This window comes from Streptomyces sp. NPDC001549 (assembly GCF_042894025.1).
GTDB lineage: Bacteria > Actinomycetota > Actinomycetes > Streptomycetales > Streptomycetaceae > Streptomyces > Streptomyces kutzneri.
The window spans coordinates 83,184-105,851 of the sequence record NZ_JBIAVJ010000026.1 but is presented as its reverse complement, the minus strand read 5'-3'; the positions used below and the strand labels follow the sequence as shown (position 1 = coordinate 105,851).

Below are 22,668 nucleotides of genomic sequence, written 5' to 3'. Positions count from 1 at the left end.
CAGCGCCTTCCCGTGCTGCTTTCTTTCACTGTCGCGAGGGGGACGGCTGCTCCGCTTGGGGCCATCGGGTCCCGGATGGGGCCGTTCGGCCCTCCCCGTACCGGGCCAGTTCGGCGGCGGCCACGTGCTGCTTGACCGCGGCGAAGCTGTCCGGGGCGACGGAGATGGAGTCGATACCGGTCTTGACCAGGAACTCGGTGAAGGCGGGGTCGTCGCTGGGACGCTGGCCGCACAGGCCGACCGTGCGGCCGACGGACTGGGCGCGCGGGACGAGGGTCTCGATGCTGCGGGTGACGGCCGGGTCGGTCTCGTCGAAGACGTGGGCGAGGGCTTCGGAGTCGCGGTCGACACCCAGGGTGAGCTGGGTGAGGTCGTTGCTGCCGATGGAGAAGCCGTCGAAGCGTTCGGCGAAGTCCTCGGCCAGGATGACGTTGGCGGGGATCTCCGCCATGACGTACGCCTTCAGCCCGTTCTCCCCTCGTCTGAGGCCTTCCTCGCCCATGACCTCCAGGACCCGGTCGGCCTCTTCGAGGGTGCGGCAGAAGGGAATCATGACGATCACGTTCGTCAGGCCCATCTCGTCGCGGACCCGGCGCAGCGCCCGGCATTCGAGAGCGAATCCTTCCCGGTATCCGTCGCTGTAGTAGCGGCTCGCACCCCGCCAGCCGATCATCGGGTTGGCCTCGACCGGCTCGAACGGACGGCCGCCGAGGAGGCGTGCGTACTCGTTGGTCTTGAAGTCGCTGGTCCGTACGACGACGGGGGCGGGCCAGCGGGAGGCGGCGATCCGGGCGATGCCGTACGCCAGGCGGTCCGTGAAGTAGCGGGTGCGGTCGAGGTGGCCCTCGGTGAGTTGATCGACGGCGCAGCGGTCGGCGTGGTCCAGGCGTTCGGGGTGCAGCAGGGCCATGGGGTGGACCTTGACCTGGTGCGCCACGATGAACTCCAGCCGGGCCAGGCCGACACCGTCGGCCGGCAGGCGCCACCACCGGAAGGCGGCGGAGGGGTCGGCGAGGTTGAGCATGACGCGCGTCCGGGTGGCGGGGATGCCGGCGAGGTCGGTCTCGGTCTCCTCGTACGCGAGCAGCCCTTCGTAGACCTTGCCGCGTCCGCCTTCGGCGCAGGAGACGGTCACCTTCTGTCCGTCGGGCAGGGCCTGAGTCGCCCGGCCGGTGCCGACGACGGCGGGGACGCCGAGTTCGCGGCTGACGATCGCTGCGTGCGAGGTGCGGCCGCCGTGGTCGGTGACGATGGCGGAGGCACGCTTCATGATCGGTTCCCAGTCCGGGTCGGTGATGCCGGTGACGAGCACCCCGCCGGACGGGAAGCGGTCGAGGTCGACGGGAGTGTCCAGAACGACGACCGGTCCGCTGCCAATGGCTTCGCCCACGGCGGTGCCGTCCACGAGAGGCGTACCGGGCGTGGCCGTCAGGCGGCAGCGGCGCAGGGTGGAGGCGGCGCGGCGGGACTGTACGGTCTCGGGCCGGGCCTGGACGATCCACAGGTCTCCGGTGAGGCCGTCCTTGGCCCATTCCAGGTCCATGGGGCAGCCGTAGTGCCCTTCGACGGTCAGTGCCCAGTCGGCGAGGAGCCGGACCTCGGTGTCGGTCAGGACCCTTTGCGAGCGCTCCTCGGGGGTGGTGTCGACGGTCCGGGTCAGTCCGTGCTCCGCGTAGACCGCCTTCCGCCGCTTCGCTCCGACGCGTACGTCGATCAGCGGATCCAGCTCCGGGTCCTTCAGGCTGGGCTTGAAGACGGTGTACTCGTCGGGGTCGACCTGCCCGCTGACGACTGTCTCACCGAGCCCGAACGCCGCGCTGATGACGATGACCTCGGGGAATCCGCTCTCGGGGTCAAGGGTGAAGATCACGCCGGCGCCCGCCAGGTCCGAGCGGACCATGGTCTGGACGCCGACCGAGAGGGCGACCTGGAGGTGGTCGAAGCCCATCCGCTCCCGGTAGTCGATGGCGCGGTCGGTGTAGAGGGACGCGTAGCAGCGGTGCACCGACTCCAGCAGCCGGGCGGTCCCACGCACGTTCAGGTACGTCTCCTGCTGGCCGGCGAAGCTCGCCTCCGGCAGGTCCTCGGCGGTGGCACTGCTGCGCACGGCGACCTCCGGGTCCGCGCGTCCTTCGTCGCGCCCCAGCTGCTCGTACGCGGAGACGATCTCGGCCCGCAGCCCTGGGGGCAGCGGCTCGGCGAGGGTCATCGACCGGATCGCGGCCCCGACCTCGTCGAGCGCGGCGCCTTCGCGCAGGCGCACGATCTGTTCCTCGATCCGCCCGCGCAGTCCGTGTCCGTCGAGCAGCTCTCCGTACGCGTCGGCCGTCGTTGCGAACCCCGGGGGGACGCGCACACCGGCACCGGCCAGGTGGGCGGTCATCTCCCCCAGGGAGGCGTTCTTGCCCCCGACACTCCCGACGTCCTGTCGGCCGAGTTCCGCGAACGGAATGACGTGCCGTGTGCTTGCCATGACGACCTCCGGACTCAGTACGGGAGCGGGCGGCCGGACGGCGTGCGGAGGTCCAGCGGCGCGGGCTTGTGGGGCTGCTTCTTGTGGGGCTGGATACGGATGCGCTGCATCGTGGCCACCTCTTCCGGAAACGGAGCCTGGATCGGCATCGGGCTTCCACGGTCACGCCTGGAGGTGGCTGCGCCGCAGTGCCGAGTGGGACAGGAGCGAGGGGCCGACCTGCCCATGGCGGGCCGGGCAGGGGACCGCAGGGCTCATGCCCGACAGGCGCAGGCCGTGCAGGCGGCGGGCAAGTCCGAGACGACCACCGCCGACGTCTACGAGGCGACGATGGCGGTGCCGTGCCCGCGAGAGGGTGTGTGCGCTCCTGAACGGTGTTCACTGGTCAGCCGGCTTCCATGTGGAACCACCTCTGCCGACCTGCGGGCAGGTCCGCAGTCACGCCGTCGGGCAGGCACAGCGGAAGGGGAGGCGCCGTTCGGGATGAGGGGACCTCGATGCCCAGCTTTCCTGGGACGAACCGGATATGAATGCCGCGGTGACCCAGGCAGTCGACGGTGAAGGAGCAGCGCGGCACCTCCCGGAGCGGGACGGGGTCGATGCGCAGTCCGTCCGGGCCGACCTCGAGCCCCACGATGCCCCGTTCGATGAGGTCGAGGGTGCCGGCCATGGCTCCGAGGTGGATGCCTTCGCCGGTGGTGCCGCCCTGGATGTCCATCACGTCGCCGAGCAGTGCTTCCTCGCAGTACCGCCAGGCGTCGGGTCCCTTGTGGCGGGCCAGGACCCAGCCGTGGACGAGGCTGCTGAGCGTCGAACCGTGGCTCGTGCGCTGCAAGTAGTACGCGACGGTCGCCCGCCAGAGGTCGTCGTCGAGCCGGTGGCCGAGCCGGGCGAAGATGTCGTGCAGCTCGTCGGGGCGGAAGAGGTAGCCGAGCATGAGGGTGTCGCCTGCTTCGACGCCTGGTAGCGGTTCACCGTGTCGTCCTCGGACTCCAGGATCCGGTCGAGGCGGCGGATGTCCGTGTACCGAGCGCGATAGGCGTCCCAATCCAGCTCGGCCAGATCGCCGTAGCCCTCGAACTGGCTGGATGACATCGCCGTGCAAGGGGACGTGGAGACGGCGTGACACGTCCTCCCAGCGGTTCAACACCTCTGCATCGACGTCCAGTTGTTGCTCAAGTTGACGCATGCGCGTCCTCGGCAGCTCTGCGGCCAGCTCGAGTGCGCGGGCCAGCACCCATGCGGCGGTCACGTTCGTGTAGGCGTTGTCGTCTATCCCCGGAGTTGCGGCCCCGGGGTAGGCGTCGTGATATTCGTCCGGGCCCACGACCCCGCGGATCCGGTAGCGCTCCCGGTCGGTGTCGTAGTCGGCGGCCGCTCCCCAGTAGCGGGCGATGCTCATGAGCAGTTCGGCGCCGGGGCCCGTACAGGAAGCCGGTGTCACCGGTGGTCTGCGCATAGCGCCAGACGTTCCAGGCGATCGCGGAGCCCACATGGCGCTGGAGGTGGGAGTGGTCCGGGAGCCAGCGGCCGGAGCGCGGATTGAGGTGCAACGTCTGCGTTTCCTCGTGCCCCGAACTGGCGCTCTGCCAGGGGAACATCGCGCCCGGCCGCCCGGCCCGCCGCGCTGCGGCACGGGCCGCGGGCAGGCGCCGGTGGCGGTACATGAGCACGGCGCGTGCCACCTCGGGGAGGTGCAGGGTGAGGTAGGGGGTGACGAACAGCTCGTCCCAGAAGACGTGACCCCGGTATGCCTCTCCGTGCAGGCCTCTGGCGGGTACGCCAACGTCGAGCTCCGCCGTGTGCGGGGAGAGGGTCTGCAGGACGTGGAAGGCGTGGAGGCGGAGGATCCGGCCGGCCTCACCGGGCACCTTTACCTCGCCTCGGCTCCACAGGTCTTCCCAGGCGGCCTGGTGGTCGGCGAGCGCGGTCGCGAAGTCCGGTGCGTGCGTGACGTGTTCGACCGCAGACGTGAGCGGATCGCCCGCGGGTCGATCCAGCGAGCTGTAAAGGGCGGCTGCCTTGAGGACGACGACGGGATGTCCGCGGGAGATCGGCAACCGGAAGGTCTGCGCGGTCGCCGCCTCCGTGCAGCTCTGGTTCATGGCGGCCAGGGGGCGGGAGGATGTGCGTACCGCGATGCCGATCCGGGTGCGGAGCGATGTGGTCTCGCAGGAGAGCCAGGCGATGCCGTCCGCGCCGACGCCGGCGCGGTGGCCGGTGAGGTGGCGCCCGTTGAGGGCCCGGTACCGTGCTACGCCGGCATTGGTGACGTCACCGTCGAGTACGGACTGGATCTCGATGGTTCCGCGCCATCCGGACGCGCGGAAGGTGCTCTGCTGAGCGGCGAGGTAGGGGTCCGCCATGTGAACGAGCCGGGTGTGGGTGACGCCGAGCCGACGGCCGTGGCCGTCCTGGAACAGCATGCGGCGGGTGAGGGTCCCCGCGTGCAGGTCCAGAACGGCGCGGTGGTGGCGCAGGCTCGCGTCGTCGGGAGTGAGCCACTCCCCCGCCGGCCCGTCCTCCGGCAGGCAGCGGTAGCGCACCCGGGTCCAGTCGGGGAGGTTGACCATGTCCTCGTTGCCGACCTGTTTGCCGGCGACCTGCGAGGGGAGCCAGTTGTAGCAGCCCGCCGCGTAAGTGCCGGGATAGTGCACGGCGTCGGCGGGTGATTCGGGGGCGGCTCCGCGCGTGGCGAACCGGCCGTTTCCCAGCGTGCACAGGGCCTCGACGACCCGCTCCGTCTTCGGGTCGTAGCGGTCGAAAGTCCAGGTCCACGCGGTGTTCACGGCCGCGCTCCGGCAACGGTGTCGACGACGGCGGTGAGGTCATGGAGGACGACATCCGCGCCGCGATCCCGCAGGTTCGCTGCGGCGGACGTGCCGCCGGACCGGTCGAGGCCGATCACCAGGCCGAAGTGCCCGCGTCGGCCTGCCTCCACCCCCGCCAGAGCGTCTTCGGCCATCGCCGCGTCGGCCGGGTCCACGTGCAGCCGGCGTACCGCTTCCAGGAACAGGGCGGGGTCCGGCTTGCCCGCCAGGGTCAGCCGCTCGGCATCCGCGCCGTCCACGAGCACGTCGACGAGGGGGGTGATCGCGGCGGACTCCAGCAACGGGCGGGCATGTCTGGATGCGGAGACCGCGGCGCACCGCATCCCCTGGGCACGCAGCGCTTCAAGTGCGGGCCGGACTTCCGAGAACGCCTCGACGGCTCCGGCCTGGAGCGCTTCCGTGAACGCGCGCTCCTTCCGGGCGGCGACCGCCCACGCCGTACCGCACCCCGGCGGATCCGCGGCGTCGCCCGGCGGGAGCTCGATGCCGCGCGCGGTCAGGAAGGCGAGAGCGCCGTCGAGACGGGGTTTCCCGTCCACCAGTTCCCGGTACTCCCGCTCGGCGTCGAAGGGCGGCTGAGCTGCGTGGCCGGGGACGGCCGCCCAGGCGTCGAGGCAGCCGTCGAAAGCCGCCTTCCACGCTGCGGCGTGCAGCACGGCGGAGTCGAGAAGGACCCCGTCGGTGTCAAGGACGACGGCGCGCAGCGGGCTCACTGCCGGATCACCCGGCGCCCGGTGATCCGGATCGCAGTGAGCTTCATCCAGTGGGTCCGCGGACCACCGGCCCAGGGCAGGGAGTACGCGACGGCATCGAGCCGGCCGAGTTCCTCCGCATCGGTGACGCCTTCTGCCTCGCCCACGGCCATGACGCTCCAGCCCAGGCGCGTGACGTCGTCGATGCGGTCGACCTCGAAGGCCGCTTCCGTCCCGGCGGCCCGCGCGAGCACCGCGTCACCCGATGTCCTGAAGGCGATGTCGCGGCCCGCCACTACGTAATTGACCGGGAAGATGGCCGGACCGTCCGGAGTGAAGACGGCGATCCTGCCGACGCCGTGCGTGGAAAGCAGCCCCCGGCACTCGCCGTCGGACAACTCGACCAGCTCGGCGTCCCGCACGGCCGTTCCTCTGCCGGGTGGGTATTCCGTCGTCGCGCCGGAGAGTTCCGCCGTGGTCGTCCCCAGCGCGTCGGCGAGACGCAGGAGGGAGCCGGTCGCCGGCGCTGCCGCGTGTTCCTCCAGGTAGGTGATGTACGCGCCGTCAGCCCCGCAGCGCTCACCCAGTTGGTCCCGGGTGAGGCCGAGTTCCTCACGGCGCATGGCGATCCGCCGTCCGAGGTCCGTGCGTCCGGCCGGCGCCTCCGCGGCGCCCGGCCTGTGCTGGGTTCTACTCATCGTCTTCACGTCCTCTCGGTGTCACGGCCGGGTGGCCGGGACGGTGACGGCGTCGTGCCGGGCCCCACCGAGCGCGACCTTGAGGGCACCGGTGTCGCCCGCACGGGCTGCGCCGGCGATCGTGTGGCCCAGCACCCGCCCGCTGCTCCCGCAGCACTGGCCGTAGTGGCTCTCGCGGCAGAAGCGGCAGCGGCCGCAGGCCGAGATGCAGGAGACGAGCACCCGGTCCCCGGGCCGCACCGTAGGGACGTCGCCGCCGGTCTCGACGGCGGTGCCGACCGCCTCATGGCCGAGGATCCTGCCCGGGGTCCCCTCGGGCACGTCGCCCTTGACGACGTGCAGGTCGATACCGCAGATGGTGACGTCGTCGACACGAACGATCGCGTCGGCGGCGTCCTTGATGCCCGGGTCCGGTAGGCCCTGCCATGCGGTCTGTCCGGCGCCGTGGAAGACCAGTGCCTCCATGACGTCCCTTTCTTCCATTTCCCACCGCTTGAGGTGTCACCGCCAGGCTGGACCGGACTCGACCGGCCGCGCATGGGCCGATCGGTCCCCTGCCGGGGCCTGTCGGCCCCCTGCCGGCCCCCGCACCCGGTGCGATGGTGAGAACCGGATCCCGTTACCGAAGGGAGGGTCGGTCGTGTCCGAGACAGCCCAGCGCCCCGCCACCGCCTCGCCCAGACCCGCACTCCTGCGTCTGCTCGGTGCGGTACGCACGGTCACCGGCAGCAAGTTCCTCGTCGAGAGCGACCACGCCCGCATCCTGGTCGACTGCGGGCTCTTCCAGGGTTTCGCGGACCTGCGCCGTCGCAACTGGGAGAAGCCCGGCTTCGATGCCTCCGACCTCCACGCCGTGGTCGTCACCCATGCTCACCTGGACCACTGCGGCTATCTGGCGCGCCTGGTCCGGCACGGCTTCCGTGGTCCGATTCTGAGCACCGCCCCTACCGCCCGGCTCGCCGAGATCGTGCTCCGTGACAGCGCCCGCCTCCAGATGGAGGCAGCCGAGCACGCCAACAGCCACGGCTGGTCCAAGCACCGCCCCGCCAAGCCGCTCTACGACGACACGGACGTCCCCCACGCCGACGCCGACCAGATCATCGACTGGCTGCGCGCCGCCCCCGCCCCGCACACCACCTACCTGGTCCACGGGGAGGAAGCAGCGGCCGGGACCCTCCGGGACCGCATCGACCGCGAGCTGGGCTGGACGGCCGTCGTACCCAAGCCCGGGGAGGCCGTCCTGGTCCGCTGACCAGGGCCGTATGGGCCCTGCGGTATGCACCGCGAGGCACTCCCGCACCCCGAGGACCGGCGCGAGCCTGAAGGGGAAGGGCTGGAGGCACACCATGACCACCATGAACACTCTCCTGGGCGCGATGGAACCCGAAGCGCGTGAGGCCCTGCTCGCCCACGCCCACCGCGTGGACATCCCCGCCGGAACCCGCATCTTCAAGGAACGACAACGGGCCGACCGCTTCTGGATCATCGAGAACGGCACCGTCGACCTCGACATGCACGTCCCCGGGCACAAGGTCGCCGTCATCGACACCCTCGGTTCGGGAGATCTCCTCGGCTGGTCCTGGATGGTCCCGCCCTACGCCTGGCACCTGGGCGCCGTCACCACCCACCCCGTCCGCGCACTCGAATTCGACGCGGTGGCCGTACGGAAGCTCTGCGAAGAGAACCCGCCCGTGGGCCGTTGCATATCCACCGCTGTTGCCGCAGTCATCGCCCGTCGGCTCGACTCGGCCCGCACCCGGATCCTCGACCTGTTCGCACCCCACCACAGCGACATGCCCCTCGCCTACGCCCGCTGAGGACCAGCCATGACCTCCACCCCGTACACCGTCAACGACGTCATGACGAAGACCGTCGTCACCGTCACGCCCGCCGCCGAATTCAAGGAGATCGCCACCGCGATGGAGCGCTGGAAGGTCACCGCGGTCCCCGTCATCGAAGGCGAAGGCCGTGTCGTCGGCGTCGTCTCCGAGGCCGACCTCCTCACCAAGGAGGAGTTCCACGAACACGGACCGAGCCTCATCGAGCAGATGCGCCGCCTCGGCGACACCGCGAAGGCCGGATCGGTCCGCGCCGAGCAGTTGATGACGAGCCCGGCCGTCACCATCCGCCCCGACGCCACGCTCCCCCAGGCCGCCCGCCTGATGGCCGACCGCCGCATCAAGCGTCTCCCGGTCGTGGATGCCGATGGCACCCTCCTCGGCATCGTCAGCCGCGCCGACCTCCTGAAGGTCTTCCTTCGCTCCGACGACGACCTGGCCGCCGAAGTCCGCCGCGAGGTCGTCGAGCGACTCTTCCCGCTCTCGCAACGTGACATCACGGTTGAGGTGACGCACGGCGTCGTCACCCTGAGGGGAAGGACCCGCGACCCCCACCTCATCCCCGTGGCCACTCGCCTCGCCCGGGCTGTCGAAGGCGTCGTCGGTGTGCACTCCCGCCTCGAAGGCCCTGCATCCCCCTGACTGCTGTCCCTGCGCTACGGGGCCAGGTCCCGCCTCATCAGCAACGCGTGGCCCAGGATGAGCCCCACCACTCCGACCCCGACCAGAACGCCCAACTGCGGCCACAGCACGTGGCCCTGCGCCAGTGCGTCACCCGGTGTGTAGTAGTGGAAGGGACTGATGAACCGCAGGGGTGCCGCCTTGGACCAGGCCAGCGCGATGAAGTTCAGCGCGAAGCCGACCGCCCCGATCGCGATCGTCGCACCGATCACCTGGGCGCGCCGGCTCCCCCATGCGGACACGGCCAGGGCCGGTCCGGCCAGGCACAGCGCGAAGCCGCACCCCATCAACCCGGCGGCGAAGACACCGCTGAGCGGCACGTCCCGGTGGATGTCCGGCGACAGCCAGACGCCTGCCGCCACGGTCAGCGTCGCCGCGGCATTGAGGGCGAGAGCGGCAATCACCACGGCGGCCGTCCGCTCGGCCAGCAGTCGATTGCGGCTCACGGGACGCACCATGATCAGCTCGATCGTCCCGGATTCCACGTCGGCCGCCACCGCCGCCGCGGCCAGGGCGCCGATCGCGGTCAGCTGCATGGCGATCCAGAACGGATGCACCAGTCCGGCCCCGAGCAGCCCCGGATAGCTCGCGATCGACACGTCCCCGCCCGACCCGCTGAACGCGCGGTACGCCGACGGCGGGCCCTTCCCGCCCGCCGAGAACAGCTGCCCCGGCGCGATCGTGTTCGCCACCACCACGATCAGCGCCTCGAAGACGACCATCCCCACCACCAGGGCCATCAGCATCCGCCGGCGCCGATGCAGTGCCAGCCACAGCAGGGGCCACCGCGTCTTCACGGCGCTGCCCCCTCCGCCTTGCCGTTGCGGTACAGGTCCAGGAACGCCTCGTCCAGCCCCGCCTCCTCCACGAAGACGTCGGCCACCCCCAGGGTCAGCAGCTCGCGCAGTGCCCCCACCACCTCGCTCGGGGGTACGAGCAGCTCCACCCGGTCGCCTTCCCAGCGGGGCGCCCACTGCTCCGCGCGCCCCAGAGGGCGTGCCCCCTTCCCGTCGCCGAAGGTCAGGCGGATCCGCCGCGCACGCGCCTCCCGCAGGGCGGCCACGCTCTCCACCGTCACCAGGCGCCCGTCCCGGACGATCGCCACGCGTCCGCAGGCCCGCTGCACCTCCGGGAGGACATGGCTGGACAACAGCACGGTGCGGCCGTCGGCCGCTCCCTGCTCCATCAGCTCGAAGAACGTCTCCTGCACCAGGGGATCCAGCCCCTCGGTCGGCTCGTCCAGTACCACCAGCCGGGGATCGTGCTGCAGCGCCTGCACCAGGCCCAGCTTCTGCTTCATGCCGCGCGAGTACCCGCCGACCGTGCGGCGCAGGACCGCGGGCGTCAGTCCCAGCCACTCGCACAGCTCGGCCCGCCGTGTGCAGGGTCGGCCCTGGAGGGAACACATGAGGTCGAGGGTCTGCGCCCCGGTGAGCTCCGGGTACAGCCGCAGCTCACCCGGGAGATAGCCGAGTTCCCGGGCCACCCGGCGGTGATCGGCGAGCGGGTCCATCCCCAGCACCCGGACCTGCCCGGCGGTTGGGCGCAGCAAGCCCGTCAGGCACCTGAGGGTGGTGGTCTTGCCCGCCCCGTTCGGCCCGAGGAAGCCGAACACCTCGCCCGGACCGATGCCGAGTGTGAGTTCCTCCACCCCGACCACTGCCCCGTACCGCTTGGTCAGTCCTATGAGCTCGATCGCGTCCATGGCGCCCACCCCACCAGTCTGTGCCCTGGCCCGGACCGACGCGCAGTGAGCCGAGAACGGGCCCCACGGCGCCACCGAAAGTACCCCCGGGGGTACTAGTGCTACGCTCGAGATATACCTCCCGGGGGTAATTCTCGCGAGAAGCCATGCCCCCTGGCCTCGCGCGGTCCATGGTCGCCGCACCGGAGGTGACATCCGCGCCCGGGGGCCGGACGCGACGGAGGTCGCGCTGGGTCGTACTCCGCGAGCCCACGCAACGGGTCGGCCACGCGCCTCCATCCGATGGTCGCCAACCGGATGGTTGGTCGCGTACCAGCGGGCACATCATCCGGCCATCCGCGGGCAGCGCGATGAACGGATCTACAACCGATCCGACGCGGCAGGTACGCAAGCACACCGCAATCGTCCCTGGCTTCCCTCTCGGCGGCATCCCCATGAGGAACCCGCCTCATCCGGACCGCAGCCGGTGAATCCGTGTGCCGAACACGCGCCAGCGCCGCTCGTTGTCGCGCACGAGTGTTGCCGATTCCGCGAGGAGGTCCGCCGCTCGGTCGAGCAGCTCGGACGCCGAGTAGAGGTAGGCGGGGGCGTTCCGCTCGGACCGGAGGTCGGACCGCAGCGCCGCAGGAGAGAACGCGACCCGGTCCAACAGGTCAAGGGAGCGGCGCAGCAGCCTGGCCACTAGCGCCAGCAACCCCGCCGACTGCCAGTCGTTGGCGATGATGCGATGGCGCTCCCCGAGCAGATCGGCAAGCGCCGGATAGGCTGCCAGCAGGCCTACGGCCTCCCACGCCTGCTCCATGGCGTGCGCGAGCCAGATGCCGGTCTGGTCGCTGTCCTCCGCAAGCTCCCTGACATCCCGCTTCAGCCGCTGGAGCTCGACGGGCTCGTCCTCCCCTTCCATGAAGAGGATCCCCGACTCCGCGACGAGCCCGGGGCATTCAGATCCTCCGCACCGGCGAACGGATTCCCTGCCGACTCACCGACGTCGGTCACGCTCCACCGGCCTGCCAGCGACTTCAGTGCCCGGGACCTCGACTGAAGCTCGTCCGCCTGCCGCAACGGAGCCTGCGAGTAGAACTGCTCGTGTTCTCGATGGAACCGCGCGAGGTTGGCGATCACTTGCAACAGCGGTTCGGGAGGGATGGTCAGCGCCTCGTCCTCGGGCATGCGAGAAGTGTGCGCCCAGGACCCCGCCCACCCGAATGACAACACGCCGCCCGGTCAGGAGCAGGACCAGCGTCTCCCCGCTGCTGGTGCAGAGCAGGTCACGGCAGCGCCACCGGCTCCTGGCGCGGCAGCAGCCGTTGCGGCGCTCTCACCAGGAGCGCAGGCTTCTGTACAGGCGGAGCCGAACCCATCCGGGAGGCGAACGAGAGTATGGCGCACCCCGCAGACCACCGCACTACGGGCAAGGAGCGCAGCACGGCGGTGCTGGATGTGCGGGGCATGGTGCGCGCGAGCCAGCAGAGCACCGTCGCGGCCGTACTGGGCCGTCGGCCCGGCGTGCTCGACGTCGAGGTCAACCCGGTGGCGCAGTCGGCCACGGTCGTCTTCGACCCTCGGCGGACCTCGCTCGCCGAGCTGCGCGCATGGGTGACCGAATGCGGCTACCACTGCGCAGGCCAGTCGGTGCCCTCCCACATCTGCGATCCGATGCAGGAACCGGACCCGCCCGGCTTCACGGCTGCGCCGCAGCGCCCGCAGACGACGCCCGTGACTACAGCAGGCGCGCGCTCGCCCGACGAGGCGAAGGAGCACGACGGCCACGGCGAGATGTCTATGGCGGCGATGGTCGCCGACATGCGCCACCGCTTCCTGGTCGCGGTGGCGTTCTCCGTCCCGATCGTGGTCTGGTCGCCGATCGGCGAGGAGGTCTTCGGCTGGCACGCACCCGTTCCGTTCGGCTTGCGCCAGGACGTGTGGGCACTGTTGCTGAGCCTGCCGGTGATCTTCTACTCCTGCTCGATCTTCTTCGTCGGCGCAGTCCGGGCTCTGCGTGCCCGGACATTGGACATGATGGTGCTCGTGGCGGTCGCCGTCGGTGCCGGCTGGCTGTACTCGCTGATCGTCACCCTCACCGGGGGCGGGGACGTCTTCTACGAGGCGGCCACCGTGCTGGCCTCCTTCGTCCTGCTGGGCCACTGGTTCGAGATGCGTGCCCGCGGCGGTGCCAACGATGCCATTCGTACTCTCCTGGACCTCGCCCCGTCGAAAGCCGTGATTCTGCGGGACGGCGGGCCCGTGGAGGTCGCCACCGCCGAGGTGGTCGTCGGGGATCTGCTGCTCGTACGCCCCGGGACGAAGATCGCCGCGGACGGGGTCGTGGAGGAGGGTGAGAGCGAGGTCGACGAGTCGACCGTGACCGGGGAGAGCATGCCCGTGCACAAGGGCCCCGGCTCCCCGGTGGTCGGCGCCACCCTCAACGCCAACGGCACGCTGCGGGTGCGGGCGACCAAGGTCGGTGCGGACACGGCGCTGGCCCAGATCGTCAAGCTCGTCCAAGAGGCCCAGAACTCCAAGGCTCCCGGTCAGCGGCTCGCCGACCGGGCTGCCTTCTGGCTCGTGCTCGTCGCCCTCGTCGGCGGCGCGCTCACCCTGGCTGTGTGGCTGCTCGCCACCGACCGGCCCTTCAGCGAGGCCATGCTCTTCGCCATCACCGTGGTCGTCATCACCTGCCCGGACGCACTGGGCCTGGCCACCCCCACCGCGATCATGGTCGGTACCGGGCTGGGCGCCCAGCGGGGCGTGCTGTTCAAGAACGCCATGGCCCTGGAGGCGTCCGCAGGCATCCGCACCGTGGTCATGGACAAGACCGGCACCCTCACCAAAGGCGAACCCGAAGTCACCGACGTGATCAGCGTTCGCGGCGGCGACGAGGACGAGGTGCTGCGGCTGATCGCGGCCGTCGAGCAGGAATCCGAGCATCCGCTGGCCGCTGCGGTCGTACGGTACGCCGCCACGCGCGACATCGCCGCCGCACAGGCCCGCCACTTCGAGAACGTACCGGGCCACGGCGCGACGGCCGTGGTCGACGGCCACCGGGTCGCGGTCGGCAACCGCCGCCTGATCGAACGTGAAGGCGTCGACCTCGGGCCCCTGAGCGGCCGGCGCGAGGAACTGGTCGCCACCGGCCGCACCGTCGTCATCGCCGCTGTCGACGGCCGGGTGGCGGCCCTCATCGGGATCGCCGACGCCCTGCGGGAGACTTCCCCGGCAGCGGTGGCCGACCTCCACAGCCTTGGCATCGAGGTCGTCATGCTCACGGGCGACAACCGGGCGACCGCCGAACGGATCGCGCAGCGCCTGGGCATCACCACCGTCATCGCCGACGTCCTCCCCGGCGACAAGGCCGCCAAGATCGGCGAACTTCAGCAGGGCGGCCGCACAGTCGCCATGGTCGGTGACGGTGTCAACGACGCGCCCGCCCTCGCCCAGGCCGACCTGGGCGTCGCAATCGGCGCCGGCACCGACGTGGCCATCGAGACCGCCGACCTCGTTCTGATGCGCTCCGACCCCCTGGACGTCCCCACCGCCCTGCGTATCGGCCGGGGCACCCTGCGCAAGATGCGCCAGAACCTCGGCTGGGCCATCGGCTACAACGCCATCGCCCTGCCCATCGCCGCCGGGGTCTTCGAACCCTCTACAGGCCTGATCCTCCGCCCCGAGATCGCCGCCCTGTCCATGTCCGGGTCCAGCATCATCGTCGCGGTCAACGCCCTCGCGCTCAAGCGCCTCCACCTGCCCCGCCCTCAGCGAACGGATCCGGCGGGCGGAGGCGGCGAGCGGGGCTAACGGCTGTCCCGGGGCGCCATTCGCGGGCGCGCCCTACGCTGGGAGATATGACCGGCCGCGAGCCCCGCACGGCACCACGGGTGCTGATGCGGCTCACCATGATGCTCGTCCTGGCCCTCACAGTCGGGCTGCTCGGTATGCACGCCCTGGGCCCTGCGGCCGCTCTGCCGTCGCCGGTCACCGTCGAGCACACGTCCCACCACGTGCCGACTGCACATGCCGGTCCGCACTACCTGTGCCCCGACGACGACCACAACACGGGCCGCCACATCAGCCACGCGGACGCGATGTGCGCCTCCGCGTCCCTGCCCAGCGCCCCCGACATCACCGCACCGGACAACGCACCCATCACCGGCGCGGAGCACGAAGCCGATGCCGTTGCCCCGGTGCCGAACCTGCTCTCGGCGGCCTACAAAGCCGTCGGAAAGCGGGCGCCGCCGTCGCTCGCCGAACTCCAGCTCCTGCGGATATAGGGACTCCTCCTGCGGTGCGCCTCCCGCGACCGCACAGTGCCCGTTCCCTCCGCACTCGATCACTGGAGTCAGCGAAATGAACACGAACCGATCCGTACCGCGTCGTGCGGCCCTGGCAGCCACCGCGGCCGCCGTCGGCCTGGTCCTCACAGCCTGCGGCACCGACGACAGTACAAACACTGCCGGCACCGCTGCTGGTACTTCCACGACCGCCCCGGCTCCGTCCGAGGCCGAACAGCACAACAAGGCGGACGTCGCCTTCGCGCAAGGGATGATCCCCCACCACCGCCAAGCCATCGTCATGTCCGACATGGCCCAGTCGCACGGCGCGTCCAATGCGGTCAAGGCCCTCGCCGAGAGGATCAAGAAGGCGCAGCAGCCGGAAATCGACGCCATGGCCGGCTGGCTGAGGGCATGGGGCGAGAGAGTGCCCTCCGGCATGGAAGGCATGGATGGCATGGGACACGGCGATGACGACTCCACCCTGCCCGGCATGATGGATGACGAGGACCTCAACCGCATCGGGAGCGCGCGGGGCAACGCCTTCGACACCATGTTCCTGATCCATATGATCGAGCACCACGAAGGCGCGATCGACATGGCGGAAACCGAGAAGCGGCAAGGCCTCTACGGCCCGGCCAAGACCCTTGCCGACGACATCATCACCTCCCAGACCGCCGAGATCACCCAGATGCGCGAGATGCTCAAGAACGGCTGACCATGCGGTGTGGATGGCCTGAGTGCGCCTTGCCGGCCGACACCGTCACGGGCAATACGCACGGCGTGTGAGTGACCCGGGCACCGGCCCGAAGGTCCCCCGTGTCTTCTGGTGGTGCGGAGACACCGGACCGCCTTCGGCGTCCGGTGTCTCCGCACGGTCCGGTTAGAGCTTTGCGATGTCCTTGTGGATCACTTCGATCCCTCCGTCGTGGTAGGCAACCAGGCGGATCTTGAGCTGATATCCCTTGGGCGCCTTGATGATCTGGTTGATCGTCTCCCCGAGGCTGCCGCCGTGACATGGAGGCTCTGAATTGAGGGCGGTCCAGCCGTCCCCCACGTCCTTCGGGTCGTTCCACTCCACCCAGACGCAGTCGGGCTCGCCGGAGAAGGCCTGCAGCGAGATGATCTTGACCGAGTTCACCGCGCCGTCGACGCGCTCATAGGTCACAGTCGCGGAATTGCGGTGGAGGCCGGCGCCGGCCTCCAGGTTGACCGTACTGACCAACGTGTCAGCAGCGGCCGGGACTGCTCCTCCCGCTATCGTCGCGGCCATTGCCGCAGCGGTGACAGACAGGGCTGATATGCGCATGTTCCGTCTCCAAGAAGCTAGTTGAGGGAAATTCACCCTAGCCATGCATGCGGGCTCACGGTCCGACAACATCCGCCAATCGGCCGGAATCGAACCTCACCTCGCGTACACGGCGGGTCCGGTCCCCGACATCGCAAGGCGGAGGTGCTCCTGCGCACTGTACGGACTCGGGAACCTCCGACAAGGCGATCAGGTGCGGTGCCGGGCGGCCACGGACCACGAATTCCGGCTGCTCAACGACGTGACGTCAGGAAGTGACTGCGACCGCCACGTCTGACCGGCGGGCACCGCGTGACCACAAGCGGCACGGACAGCCCACAGTGCGAAGCCGGCCCCCTGCCGAGCGTCAGCTCTCACTTCGCCGGCGTCAGCCGGTCCCTGATGGTCACGCTTGCAGCAGCGAGACTTGAGCGAAGGCGAAGAGCGAGTCGACGGCAATGCCCTCGCCGTCCTTCAGCAGGATGCCGAAGACCACGCGGAGCGTGCCGAAGTCTTGGATGAGACGGTGGTTTGGGATTTGGGCAGCCACCTGCTTGAGGAGCTTGGCCCGTACCTCCGAATCGCTCAGCAAGGTCTCCACTGCGACCACGCCTTGGGCGAAGAGGTGGTTGAGGGGGCGGTACTGGAGGTGGCCTTCTTGACGCAGATCAGCTGATCGTCAGGGCCCAAGACATCGCAGATCTCCAGCCCTCCACCCTTGAATTTGCTGGTGTGGCCGACGGCCGGGGCCGGTCGCGGCGGAAGCTGGCTCAGGTGTGGAGGCGGCTGTTGGGGCCGTCCTGGTCCCGGGCGCTCTCGTCGTTGAACCAGTAGTCCCCGGCGGCCAGGTACCGGAAGGAATGGGTGCCCTCGCTGGGCAGCTCGACCGTGACGGCGCGCTTGCCGTCCTTGCGGGCCTTGAGCGTGTGCACGCCGGGCTGCCAGCCGTTGAAGTCGCCCACCACGCTGACCGGCCCCGACGGGTTGTCGGCGGGAAGGATGAAGGTGACCTCGGTGCGGTCCTTGCGCAGCGTGCGCTCCAGCATGGGTGCTCCTGACGGGCGGTAGTGGATGGGTGCGTCGCCCATCGTGGGTGGTGCGCGCACGGCCCGCACGCCGACCCGGCCACCCGCGTCCCGGTGTCACTCGCCCACCACGCCAGGTGACACCAATGGCGCGAAACATCACGCAAAGTGTCATCCTGGCGGGTAGGAGTCCTGTTCCGCGGTAGCGCCAGGAGCCGATAATCGATGCCCAGCAGGCTGTGCCGGGGGGTGCGTTGTCGCGCAACGACGCAGGCTCTGATTCAGGAGTCGGATTGTGCTGGAGTGCGCGGACAAGCACTCGATCATGGAGGTGCCGCGTCGGCGCATGGCCGGCAAGACCGTCATCGACTGCACGCACGGCGGAATGCGGCAACTGGTCACAACCGGTTGCTCGTGCGGTAGCAGCTCGCGCACTTGTGGCCAGAAACGCCCAGGGCTCTGCGAATGTCGACGTGCGCTGGCCAAGACCGCGACCGCGTACCGCGTACCGCCTTCGTTGACCGGGAGAGAAGATGACCATCAAGGACATCGGGCCGGAACCTCAAAGCTTCGACCTTGAGAAGGCGACGCTTGAAAACACGGACTATCGCGCCGTCGCCTGGTCTGGGAAGTATCTTCAGTTGACCCTCATGTCGATCCCGGTGGGTGAGGACATCGGCTTGGAAGCACACCCGGAGACTGACCAATTCCTACGACTCGACGCAGGCCGGGGCCGCGTCCAGATGGGCCGCGCGAAGGATCGACTCGACTTCGACCAGGAGGTCGAGGATGGTTGGGCAATCTTCGTACCCGCCGGCACTTGGCACAACGTCACCAACATCGGTGACGAGACCCTGCAGCTCTACGCCGTATACGCACCGGTCCACCACGCGTCGGGCAAGATCCACGCGACAGCCGCCGACGCGGAGCGCGACGAGGACTCAGGCGACGACGAGCCGGCAAGCTGGTCGGCCCAGCCTGACCAACAGCCATCGGACGAGCACGCCTGACCACCGAGGGCTTATCGCGACAGTAGTTCCTCGCCCAGAGGCGAGCCGGGAGAATCACCCTCCTCCCCTCCGCCCGTACACCCATCTGGCCCCACGGCACGCGACGTTCCGCACGACCTCTGAAGGCATGGACGTACCTCTGCGGCAGTCAGCGACCGGCTCGGTGCTCGATCTGTCCGCAAAGTGCGGAGCCCGCGTTCCTCCGCAACGGGCGTCGGCCTGCTTACAGCCTCGACCGTTCGTTCCCCAGTGCAAAAGCGTTCCAAGAAGGCCGATGCAACGCTGTCCCCGTCCGAGCTGGACGACGAGATGGCCAAGGCCGCACGTTCTTGCCCCGGGTGCCGCAGCTGTCACCGCCTACCCGATGCTCCTGTAGATCCAGATGCCGAGGAACAGCCCCAGCCGTGGGCCGGCATGCAGGTGACGTCAGGCTGTTTCAGTATGGAAGTCGGGTCGGACGTGTCGCTGTCCACGGAGGTGAGTGCGATGACGCTTCCCGCGCGGCGCCGGACCGGTGGCCCGGTGGAGCCGGACCCGTTCTTCGGCCGCACGCACCAGTTCTTCGGCGCGCCACGGGCGCGGCACACGCCGCTCCGGCCGATGCGGGTACCAGGCCACGCTCCCCTCGGCGGTGAAGAGCGAGGACGTCGGTACGGCTCCGGCCGACGATGCGCTCACGGTCACCGCTCCCAAGGCGCAAGCAGCCACGGCACGGGGCGGGAAACGGCCTCTGTGCATCTGTCCGATAGGACAGAGGGCATTGCCAGGCCCCACGCGTCCAACGGTCGGCACCGTGGTCAGGAGCCGAAACTGTTCCTGGCAGCGGCCGGGGTCGGGACCGACCGCAGCGCGTGGGAACAGGCCCCGATTTCCTCAGTCTGCAGTGAGCGGGGCCGTGCCCAGCGGACGGTGCGCCGGGAAAGGGTCAGCGCGACCACCTGGGTACCGCGATGAGGACGGCCGCGACGCCGGAACCCACCACAGCCAGGAGTACCGACGGCGCAGGGGGATCGGAGAGGGCGGCCAAGCCGTCGATCCTCACCTTGACGATGAATCCTGCGGTCGATCTCTGCTGGGAGGTCGGGCACCTGGAGGACATCGGCAAGAACCGCGCCCAGGTCAGGTCGGTGGCCGCCGGGGGCGGAGGCATCAACGTCGCCCGTCATGTCGTGCGGCTCGGAGGACGAGCCACCGCCGTCCACACCGCCGGAGGCGAGGTCGGCCTGCGCCTGAACCGACTGCTGGACGAAGAGGGCGTCGACCACGTCGCCGTCGACATCGACGACGACACCCGCGAAGCACTCGTGCTGTTCGAGGCCGAATCGAGCCGCGGCTACCACATCGTGCCGGCCGGCCCGCACCTGCACGACCACGAGGGGCGGCGATCCCTGGATGCTCTGGTGCAGGCCGTCGGCAACTGCCCGTACGTCGTGGCCAGCGGCAGCCTGCCCGGCGGCTTGCCCGACGACTTCTACGCGGTCGCCGCCCGCCGCATCAGGGAAGCCGGATCCCGACTGGTCCTGGACACCTCCGGGCCGGCGCTGCGCAGCGCACTCGCGGAGGGCGTGTTCCTGCTCAGGTGCAACCGGACCGAGGCCGAGAGCCTGACCGGCCGGCCGGTCCGCGGCTTCGACGACGCCCGGGCCCTCAACGAGCACCTGCTCACGACAGGGGCCGCCGAGATCGCCGTCACCACCCTCGGAGAGCTGGGCGCTTTGTGCTCGACCGGCCACGGCCACACCGAGCTCTACGCGCCGCCGCTGCCCGGCGAGCCCCTGAGCGACGCCGGGGCGGGAGACAGCATGGTCGCCGCCCTCATCACACAGCTGGCCGCCGGAGAGGATCCCGTCAGCGCCTGCGCGCTGGGGGTGGCCGCAGCCGCCGCAGCGATGCTCACCCCCAGCACCGAGCCCTTCGACCTGGACGTGGCCCGATCCCTCCGCTCCCAGGTGAGAACCAGGTCCCAGACCGATGCTCGGCGCCGGGGCGTTTGACCCTGCCCACCCCTGCCGTTCGGTCGGCCCCCCACCACATTGCGTACCCCGTGCCCACAAGCCGACCCTGCCCCGTCACCGCGTCGGGGCGGGGCCTTGCCGGTGGTGCTGAAGCGACGCCAGTGCCGACCTCGTGATGCGAGCGGGCCCGCGGTTGGGAAGACTGGAAGCATGGCGACCAAGGCAGTGCTTGAGGGCGGCCCGGACGATCTGCCCGAGCGGATCGTTCCGATCTCCGACCCCGGACAAGACCTGAAGATTCCACACCGCGGCGGGTACGAGCATTTCAAGAACACGTCGCGGCACCAGGACAGCCCGGAGGGACAACTGGCGGTCTACGAGTGGTGGGAACGGACAGAGATCGCCGAATGAAACGGACGGTCGAGGACGCTCGGCCTGTACCTCACCACGGCGGCCGGGATGCGCGGGCCGACACCGCTTGGTGGACTGGATCGCCGGCCTCGATCCAGTCCACCCGTTCCCCAACGGCTTCCGTCCTCCTGGTACTTCGCGACCGGCTTCCAGCCGCTGCCGCTCAAACGAATGGCGCGAAGGCAAAGCCGCCGCTCTTGCTCTTGCGGAGCGAAGAGCGCAGGCGAGGGCGGGTGCGGTTGCCGGGAGGGCGCCGTCCCGCTGGAGATCACGGGCAGCTGCCATCGGTAGGGTCAGCCGGTATGACCGTCGCTCGTTCCGTTGCCCTGTTCGCCGTGGCCGCCCTCTTCGAGATCGGCGGAGCCTGGCTGGTGTGGCAGGGCATCCGCGAGCACAAGGGCTGGGTCTGGATCGGCGCCGGCGTCATCACACTGGGCCTGTACGGGGTGGTGGCCACCTTCCAGTCCGACGACAATTTCGGCCGGATCCTCGCCGCCTACGGCGGGATCTTCGTCGCCGGGTCCATCGCCTGGGGCGTAGTCGCCGACGGGTATCGCCCCGATCGCTACGACGTCATCGGCGCCCTGGTCTGCCTCGCCGGCATGGCTGTGATCATGTACGCACCCCGCGGGAACTGATCTGCCGGAACCACGTTGCAGTTGCGTCGGTGCGCCGCGTCGAGCTCGTTCTGCAGGGGCGAGGGCGGCACGACGAGTACGGGGCAGGCCGTGCGCGCCAGGCAGTAGCGGGCCACCGACGGCCGCAGGGGGCGGCGCAACGGGGTACGTGAGCCGGTGCCTACGACCAAGAGGTCGTCCACGCCACGGGCGGTGTCCACCAAGACGGCGCCGGGAGTGCCCCGTACGGTGAGGCCCGCGAGGGCGACTCCGGGATTCGCCGCACGGAACGCCGTGTCGAGTACCTCGCGGAGTCTTTCGACGGCAGCGGTACGGCATTCCGCCAAGGCGGAGGGGCTGAGGCCGTTCCGGCTGCCGAGTTCACCGCCCGGTGATTGCCACGCCAGGACGACCCGCAGCTCCGCATCCCGTACACGGGCCTCTGCGGCCGCCCTGTGCAGGGCGGCCGGACTCCCCAGGGTGCCGGTCACGCCGACCACGACTCTTCGCACGACCTGTTCCCTCTCCTCGCCGTCCAGTCACCGGTCCCGAGGGAGAGGCCATGAGGCATGGCGGAGCCATGTCCTTCACGGACTTCTGGCGGAGAGGTCCACAACCCTGACGCCCTGCTGATGGACTCCAGGTCCTGCCGTCAGTGATGCGTATGGAGTGGGCCGGTGGCCGTATGGGTCCCGTTACGGGGTGGCCGCCGGGGCGCTGGGGCGGGGATAGCTTCGGTTGCACGTCCCGGACCGCCTCCCCGCGCCGGGGCGTGACCTGTCACTCGTGGTTCCCCGAGGAGGGCCCCATGTGCTTGTTCCAGTACGACGAATCCGACTCCGAGCCCGAGGAACAGAGCCCGGCCGGGCCTCTGTACGTGCCCGCCCGGCCGGGAGGAGCGCACGTCGTCGTGCGGCTGTTCCGCACCCCGCTGGGAACCCGTACCGCCGTTGGTTTCACCAGCCCGGAGCGGCTGGCCGCCACGCTCGGTACGGCCCAGCCCTGGATCCGGCTCTCCGAGGCCGCGCTCCGTGCGATGGCCCGGCCGCTCGGCGCGTCCCTGCTGACCGTGGACCCGGCTCTCACCGCGCCCCCGGTCACCGCGGCGGGCGCCGGACCCGCCGGAGCCCCGCTCACGCGGGTATCCGAGACCACGGCCCGTGCGGCCTGAAGGGG

At 70.1% G+C, this 22,668-nt stretch carries 23 protein-coding genes and 1 pseudogene; 11 read left to right on the top strand and 13 right to left on the bottom strand.

Going from position 1 to position 22,668, the window contains the following annotated elements; all coding sequences use genetic code 11:
* Positions 1-25 precede the first annotated feature (25 nt).
* The 5 genes and pseudogenes from ppsA to ACFY04_RS33485 all read right to left on the bottom strand — a co-directional run bounded on the left by ppsA (position 26) and on the right by ACFY04_RS33485 (position 7,159).
* Entirely contained in the window at positions 26-2,473 is a 2,448-nt protein-coding gene (ppsA, locus tag ACFY04_RS33505; protein ID WP_389122666.1) for a phosphoenolpyruvate synthase, read from the bottom strand.
* 385 nt (positions 2,474-2,858) lie between these two features.
* Positions 2,859-5,262 (bottom strand): annotated as a pseudogene (locus ACFY04_RS33500) (glycoside hydrolase family 65 protein).
* Entirely contained in the window at positions 5,259-6,017 is a 759-nt protein-coding gene (locus tag ACFY04_RS33495) for an HAD family hydrolase (RefSeq protein ID WP_389122664.1), read from the bottom strand. The pseudogene ACFY04_RS33500 and the gene ACFY04_RS33495 overlap by 4 nt, the downstream one beginning before the upstream one ends.
* On the bottom strand, positions 6,014-6,694 hold the full coding sequence (locus ACFY04_RS33490; RefSeq protein ID WP_389122663.1) for a helix-turn-helix domain-containing protein: 681 nt from the start codon (positions 6,692-6,694) through the stop codon (positions 6,014-6,016). Before ACFY04_RS33490 ends, ACFY04_RS33495 begins: the two co-directional genes overlap by 4 nt.
* A gap of 21 nt (positions 6,695-6,715) precedes the next feature.
* Entirely contained in the window at positions 6,716-7,159 is a 444-nt protein-coding gene (locus tag ACFY04_RS33485; RefSeq protein WP_389122747.1) for an alcohol dehydrogenase catalytic domain-containing protein, read from the bottom strand.
* A gap of 175 nt (positions 7,160-7,334) precedes the next feature.
* Here ACFY04_RS33485 and ACFY04_RS33480 point away from each other — a divergent pair, with 175 nt between their 5' ends.
* The 3 genes from ACFY04_RS33480 (at position 7,335) to ACFY04_RS33470 (ending at position 9,174) form a co-directional block, all read left to right on the top strand.
* Positions 7,335-7,946: an MBL fold metallo-hydrolase RNA specificity domain-containing protein gene (locus tag ACFY04_RS33480; RefSeq protein ID WP_389122662.1), complete on the top strand. Its 612-nt coding sequence runs from the start codon at positions 7,335-7,337 to the stop codon at positions 7,944-7,946.
* 103 nt (positions 7,947-8,049) lie between these two features.
* Positions 8,050-8,511, top strand: coding sequence for a cyclic nucleotide-binding domain-containing protein (locus ACFY04_RS33475; RefSeq protein ID WP_389122660.1), 462 nt, complete (start codon positions 8,050-8,052; stop codon positions 8,509-8,511).
* Between the two features lie 9 nt (positions 8,512-8,520).
* Complete coding sequence (locus ACFY04_RS33470; RefSeq protein WP_389122657.1) at positions 8,521-9,174, top strand: CBS domain-containing protein; 654 nt, start codon at positions 8,521-8,523, stop codon at positions 9,172-9,174.
* Positions 9,175-9,188: 14 nt separating this feature from the next.
* Here the strand turns inward: ACFY04_RS33470 and ACFY04_RS33465 are convergent, their stop codons facing one another.
* The 4 genes from ACFY04_RS33465 to ACFY04_RS33450 form a co-directional block, all read right to left on the bottom strand.
* Positions 9,189-10,010, bottom strand: coding sequence for an ABC transporter permease subunit (locus tag ACFY04_RS33465; RefSeq protein ID WP_389122656.1), 822 nt, complete (start codon positions 10,008-10,010; stop codon positions 9,189-9,191).
* Positions 10,007-10,918, bottom strand: a complete 912-nt coding sequence (locus ACFY04_RS33460; RefSeq protein ID WP_389122654.1) for an ABC transporter ATP-binding protein — start codon at positions 10,916-10,918, stop codon at positions 10,007-10,009. The genes ACFY04_RS33465 and ACFY04_RS33460 overlap by 4 nt, the downstream gene beginning before the upstream one ends.
* Positions 10,919-11,366: 448 nt before the next feature.
* A complete protein-coding gene (locus ACFY04_RS33455; RefSeq protein ID WP_389122652.1) occupies positions 11,367-11,822 on the bottom strand; it encodes a hypothetical protein in 456 nt (151 codons plus the stop codon).
* Positions 11,783-12,088, bottom strand: coding sequence for a hypothetical protein (locus ACFY04_RS33450; RefSeq protein ID WP_389122650.1), 306 nt, complete (start codon positions 12,086-12,088; stop codon positions 11,783-11,785). The genes ACFY04_RS33455 and ACFY04_RS33450 overlap by 40 nt, the downstream gene beginning before the upstream one ends.
* A gap of 210 nt (positions 12,089-12,298) precedes the next feature.
* Here ACFY04_RS33450 and ACFY04_RS33445 point away from each other — a divergent pair, with 210 nt between their 5' ends.
* From ACFY04_RS33445 to ACFY04_RS33435, 3 genes are all read left to right on the top strand, one after another.
* Positions 12,299-14,713: a heavy metal translocating P-type ATPase gene (locus tag ACFY04_RS33445; protein WP_389122647.1), complete on the top strand. Its 2,415-nt coding sequence runs from the start codon at positions 12,299-12,301 to the stop codon at positions 14,711-14,713.
* Positions 14,714-14,760: 47 nt separating this feature from the next.
* Positions 14,761-15,186 carry a DUF6153 family protein gene (locus tag ACFY04_RS33440; protein WP_389122644.1) on the top strand — a complete coding sequence of 142 codons (426 nt, stop codon included), beginning with the start codon at positions 14,761-14,763 and terminating at the stop codon, positions 15,184-15,186.
* Between the two features lie 76 nt (positions 15,187-15,262).
* On the top strand, positions 15,263-15,904 hold the full coding sequence (locus ACFY04_RS33435) for a DUF305 domain-containing protein (protein WP_326586578.1): 642 nt from the start codon (positions 15,263-15,265) through the stop codon (positions 15,902-15,904).
* Positions 15,905-16,069: 165 nt separating this feature from the next.
* On the opposite strand, the gene ACFY04_RS33430 is transcribed toward ACFY04_RS33435, so the two are convergent.
* The 3 genes from ACFY04_RS33430 to ACFY04_RS33420 form a co-directional block, all read right to left on the bottom strand.
* Positions 16,070-16,495 carry a hypothetical protein gene (locus ACFY04_RS33430; protein WP_158711884.1) on the bottom strand — a complete coding sequence of 142 codons (426 nt, stop codon included), beginning with the start codon at positions 16,493-16,495 and terminating at the stop codon, positions 16,070-16,072.
* 385 nt (positions 16,496-16,880) lie between these two features.
* On the bottom strand, positions 16,881-17,141 hold the full coding sequence (locus ACFY04_RS33425) for a DUF6119 family protein (RefSeq protein ID WP_326593446.1): 261 nt from the start codon (positions 17,139-17,141) through the stop codon (positions 16,881-16,883).
* A gap of 103 nt (positions 17,142-17,244) precedes the next feature.
* Complete coding sequence (locus ACFY04_RS33420; protein WP_326586580.1) at positions 17,245-17,520, bottom strand: isoamylase early set domain-containing protein; 276 nt, start codon at positions 17,518-17,520, stop codon at positions 17,245-17,247.
* Positions 17,521-18,032: 512 nt separating this feature from the next.
* Here ACFY04_RS33420 and ACFY04_RS33415 point away from each other — a divergent pair.
* From ACFY04_RS33415 to ACFY04_RS33400, 4 genes are all read left to right on the top strand, one after another.
* Positions 18,033-18,509: a cupin domain-containing protein gene (locus ACFY04_RS33415; RefSeq protein WP_189970037.1), complete on the top strand. Its 477-nt coding sequence runs from the start codon at positions 18,033-18,035 to the stop codon at positions 18,507-18,509.
* 1,043 nt (positions 18,510-19,552) lie between these two features.
* Positions 19,553-20,503, top strand: coding sequence for a 1-phosphofructokinase family hexose kinase (locus tag ACFY04_RS33410; protein WP_389122641.1), 951 nt, complete (start codon positions 19,553-19,555; stop codon positions 20,501-20,503).
* Between the two features lie 171 nt (positions 20,504-20,674).
* Positions 20,675-20,875: a DUF5988 family protein gene (locus ACFY04_RS33405; protein WP_326586582.1), complete on the top strand. Its 201-nt coding sequence runs from the start codon at positions 20,675-20,677 to the stop codon at positions 20,873-20,875.
* Positions 20,876-21,177: 302 nt separating this feature from the next.
* Positions 21,178-21,513, top strand: coding sequence for a YnfA family protein (locus ACFY04_RS33400; protein WP_389122639.1), 336 nt, complete (start codon positions 21,178-21,180; stop codon positions 21,511-21,513).
* Here the strand turns inward: ACFY04_RS33400 and ACFY04_RS33395 are convergent.
* Positions 21,441-22,004 (bottom strand): universal stress protein, encoded by a 564-nt coding sequence (locus tag ACFY04_RS33395; RefSeq protein WP_389122637.1) that lies wholly within the window; start codon positions 22,002-22,004, stop codon positions 21,441-21,443. The genes ACFY04_RS33400 and ACFY04_RS33395 overlap by 73 nt on opposite strands.
* 296 nt (positions 22,005-22,300) lie before the next feature.
* Between ACFY04_RS33395 and ACFY04_RS33390 the strand changes: the two genes are divergently transcribed.
* Positions 22,301-22,663 carry an SAV_915 family protein gene (locus ACFY04_RS33390; protein WP_389122635.1) on the top strand — a complete coding sequence of 121 codons (363 nt, stop codon included), beginning with the start codon at positions 22,301-22,303 and terminating at the stop codon, positions 22,661-22,663.
* Positions 22,664-22,668 lie beyond the last annotated feature (5 nt).

Bases quoted from the DNA above. Each gene is read 5' to 3' on its own strand.
- ACFY04_RS33460 (WP_389122654.1), bottom strand. From the start codon at position 10,918: ATGGACGCGATCGAGCTCATAGGACTGACCAAGCGGTACGGGGCAGTG.
- ACFY04_RS33435 (WP_326586578.1), top strand. From the start codon at position 15,263: ATGAACACGAACCGATCCGTACCGCGTCGTGCGGCCCTGGCAGCCACC.
- ACFY04_RS33420 (WP_326586580.1), bottom strand. From the start codon at position 17,520: ATGCTGGAGCGCACGCTGCGCAAGGACCGCACCGAGGTCACCTTCATC.
- ACFY04_RS33405 (WP_326586582.1), top strand. From the start codon at position 20,675: ATGGCGACCAAGGCAGTGCTTGAGGGCGGCCCGGACGATCTGCCCGAG.
- ACFY04_RS33400 (WP_389122639.1), top strand. From the start codon at position 21,178: ATGACCGTCGCTCGTTCCGTTGCCCTGTTCGCCGTGGCCGCCCTCTTC.
- ACFY04_RS33455 (WP_389122652.1), bottom strand. From the start codon at position 11,822: ATGGAAGGGGAGGACGAGCCCGTCGAGCTCCAGCGGCTGAAGCGGGAT.
- ACFY04_RS33470 (WP_389122657.1), top strand. From the start codon at position 8,521: ATGACCTCCACCCCGTACACCGTCAACGACGTCATGACGAAGACCGTC.
- ACFY04_RS33415 (WP_189970037.1), top strand. From the start codon at position 18,033: ATGACCATCAAGGACATCGGGCCGGAACCTCAAAGCTTCGACCTTGAG.
- ACFY04_RS33445 (WP_389122647.1), top strand. From the start codon at position 12,299: ATGGCGCACCCCGCAGACCACCGCACTACGGGCAAGGAGCGCAGCACG.
- ACFY04_RS33430 (WP_158711884.1), bottom strand. From the start codon at position 16,495: ATGCGCATATCAGCCCTGTCTGTCACCGCTGCGGCAATGGCCGCGACG.
- ACFY04_RS33390 (WP_389122635.1), top strand. From the start codon at position 22,301: ATGTGCTTGTTCCAGTACGACGAATCCGACTCCGAGCCCGAGGAACAG.
- ACFY04_RS33450 (WP_389122650.1), bottom strand. From the start codon at position 12,088: ATGCCCGAGGACGAGGCGCTGACCATCCCTCCCGAACCGCTGTTGCAA.
- ACFY04_RS33440 (WP_389122644.1), top strand. From the start codon at position 14,761: ATGACCGGCCGCGAGCCCCGCACGGCACCACGGGTGCTGATGCGGCTC.
- ACFY04_RS33485 (WP_389122747.1), bottom strand. From the start codon at position 7,159: ATGGAGGCACTGGTCTTCCACGGCGCCGGACAGACCGCATGGCAGGGC.
- ACFY04_RS33490 (WP_389122663.1), bottom strand. From the start codon at position 6,694: ATGAGTAGAACCCAGCACAGGCCGGGCGCCGCGGAGGCGCCGGCCGGA.
- ppsA (WP_389122666.1), bottom strand. From the start codon at position 2,473: ATGGCAAGCACACGGCACGTCATTCCGTTCGCGGAACTCGGCCGACAG.
- ACFY04_RS33475 (WP_389122660.1), top strand. From the start codon at position 8,050: ATGAACACTCTCCTGGGCGCGATGGAACCCGAAGCGCGTGAGGCCCTG.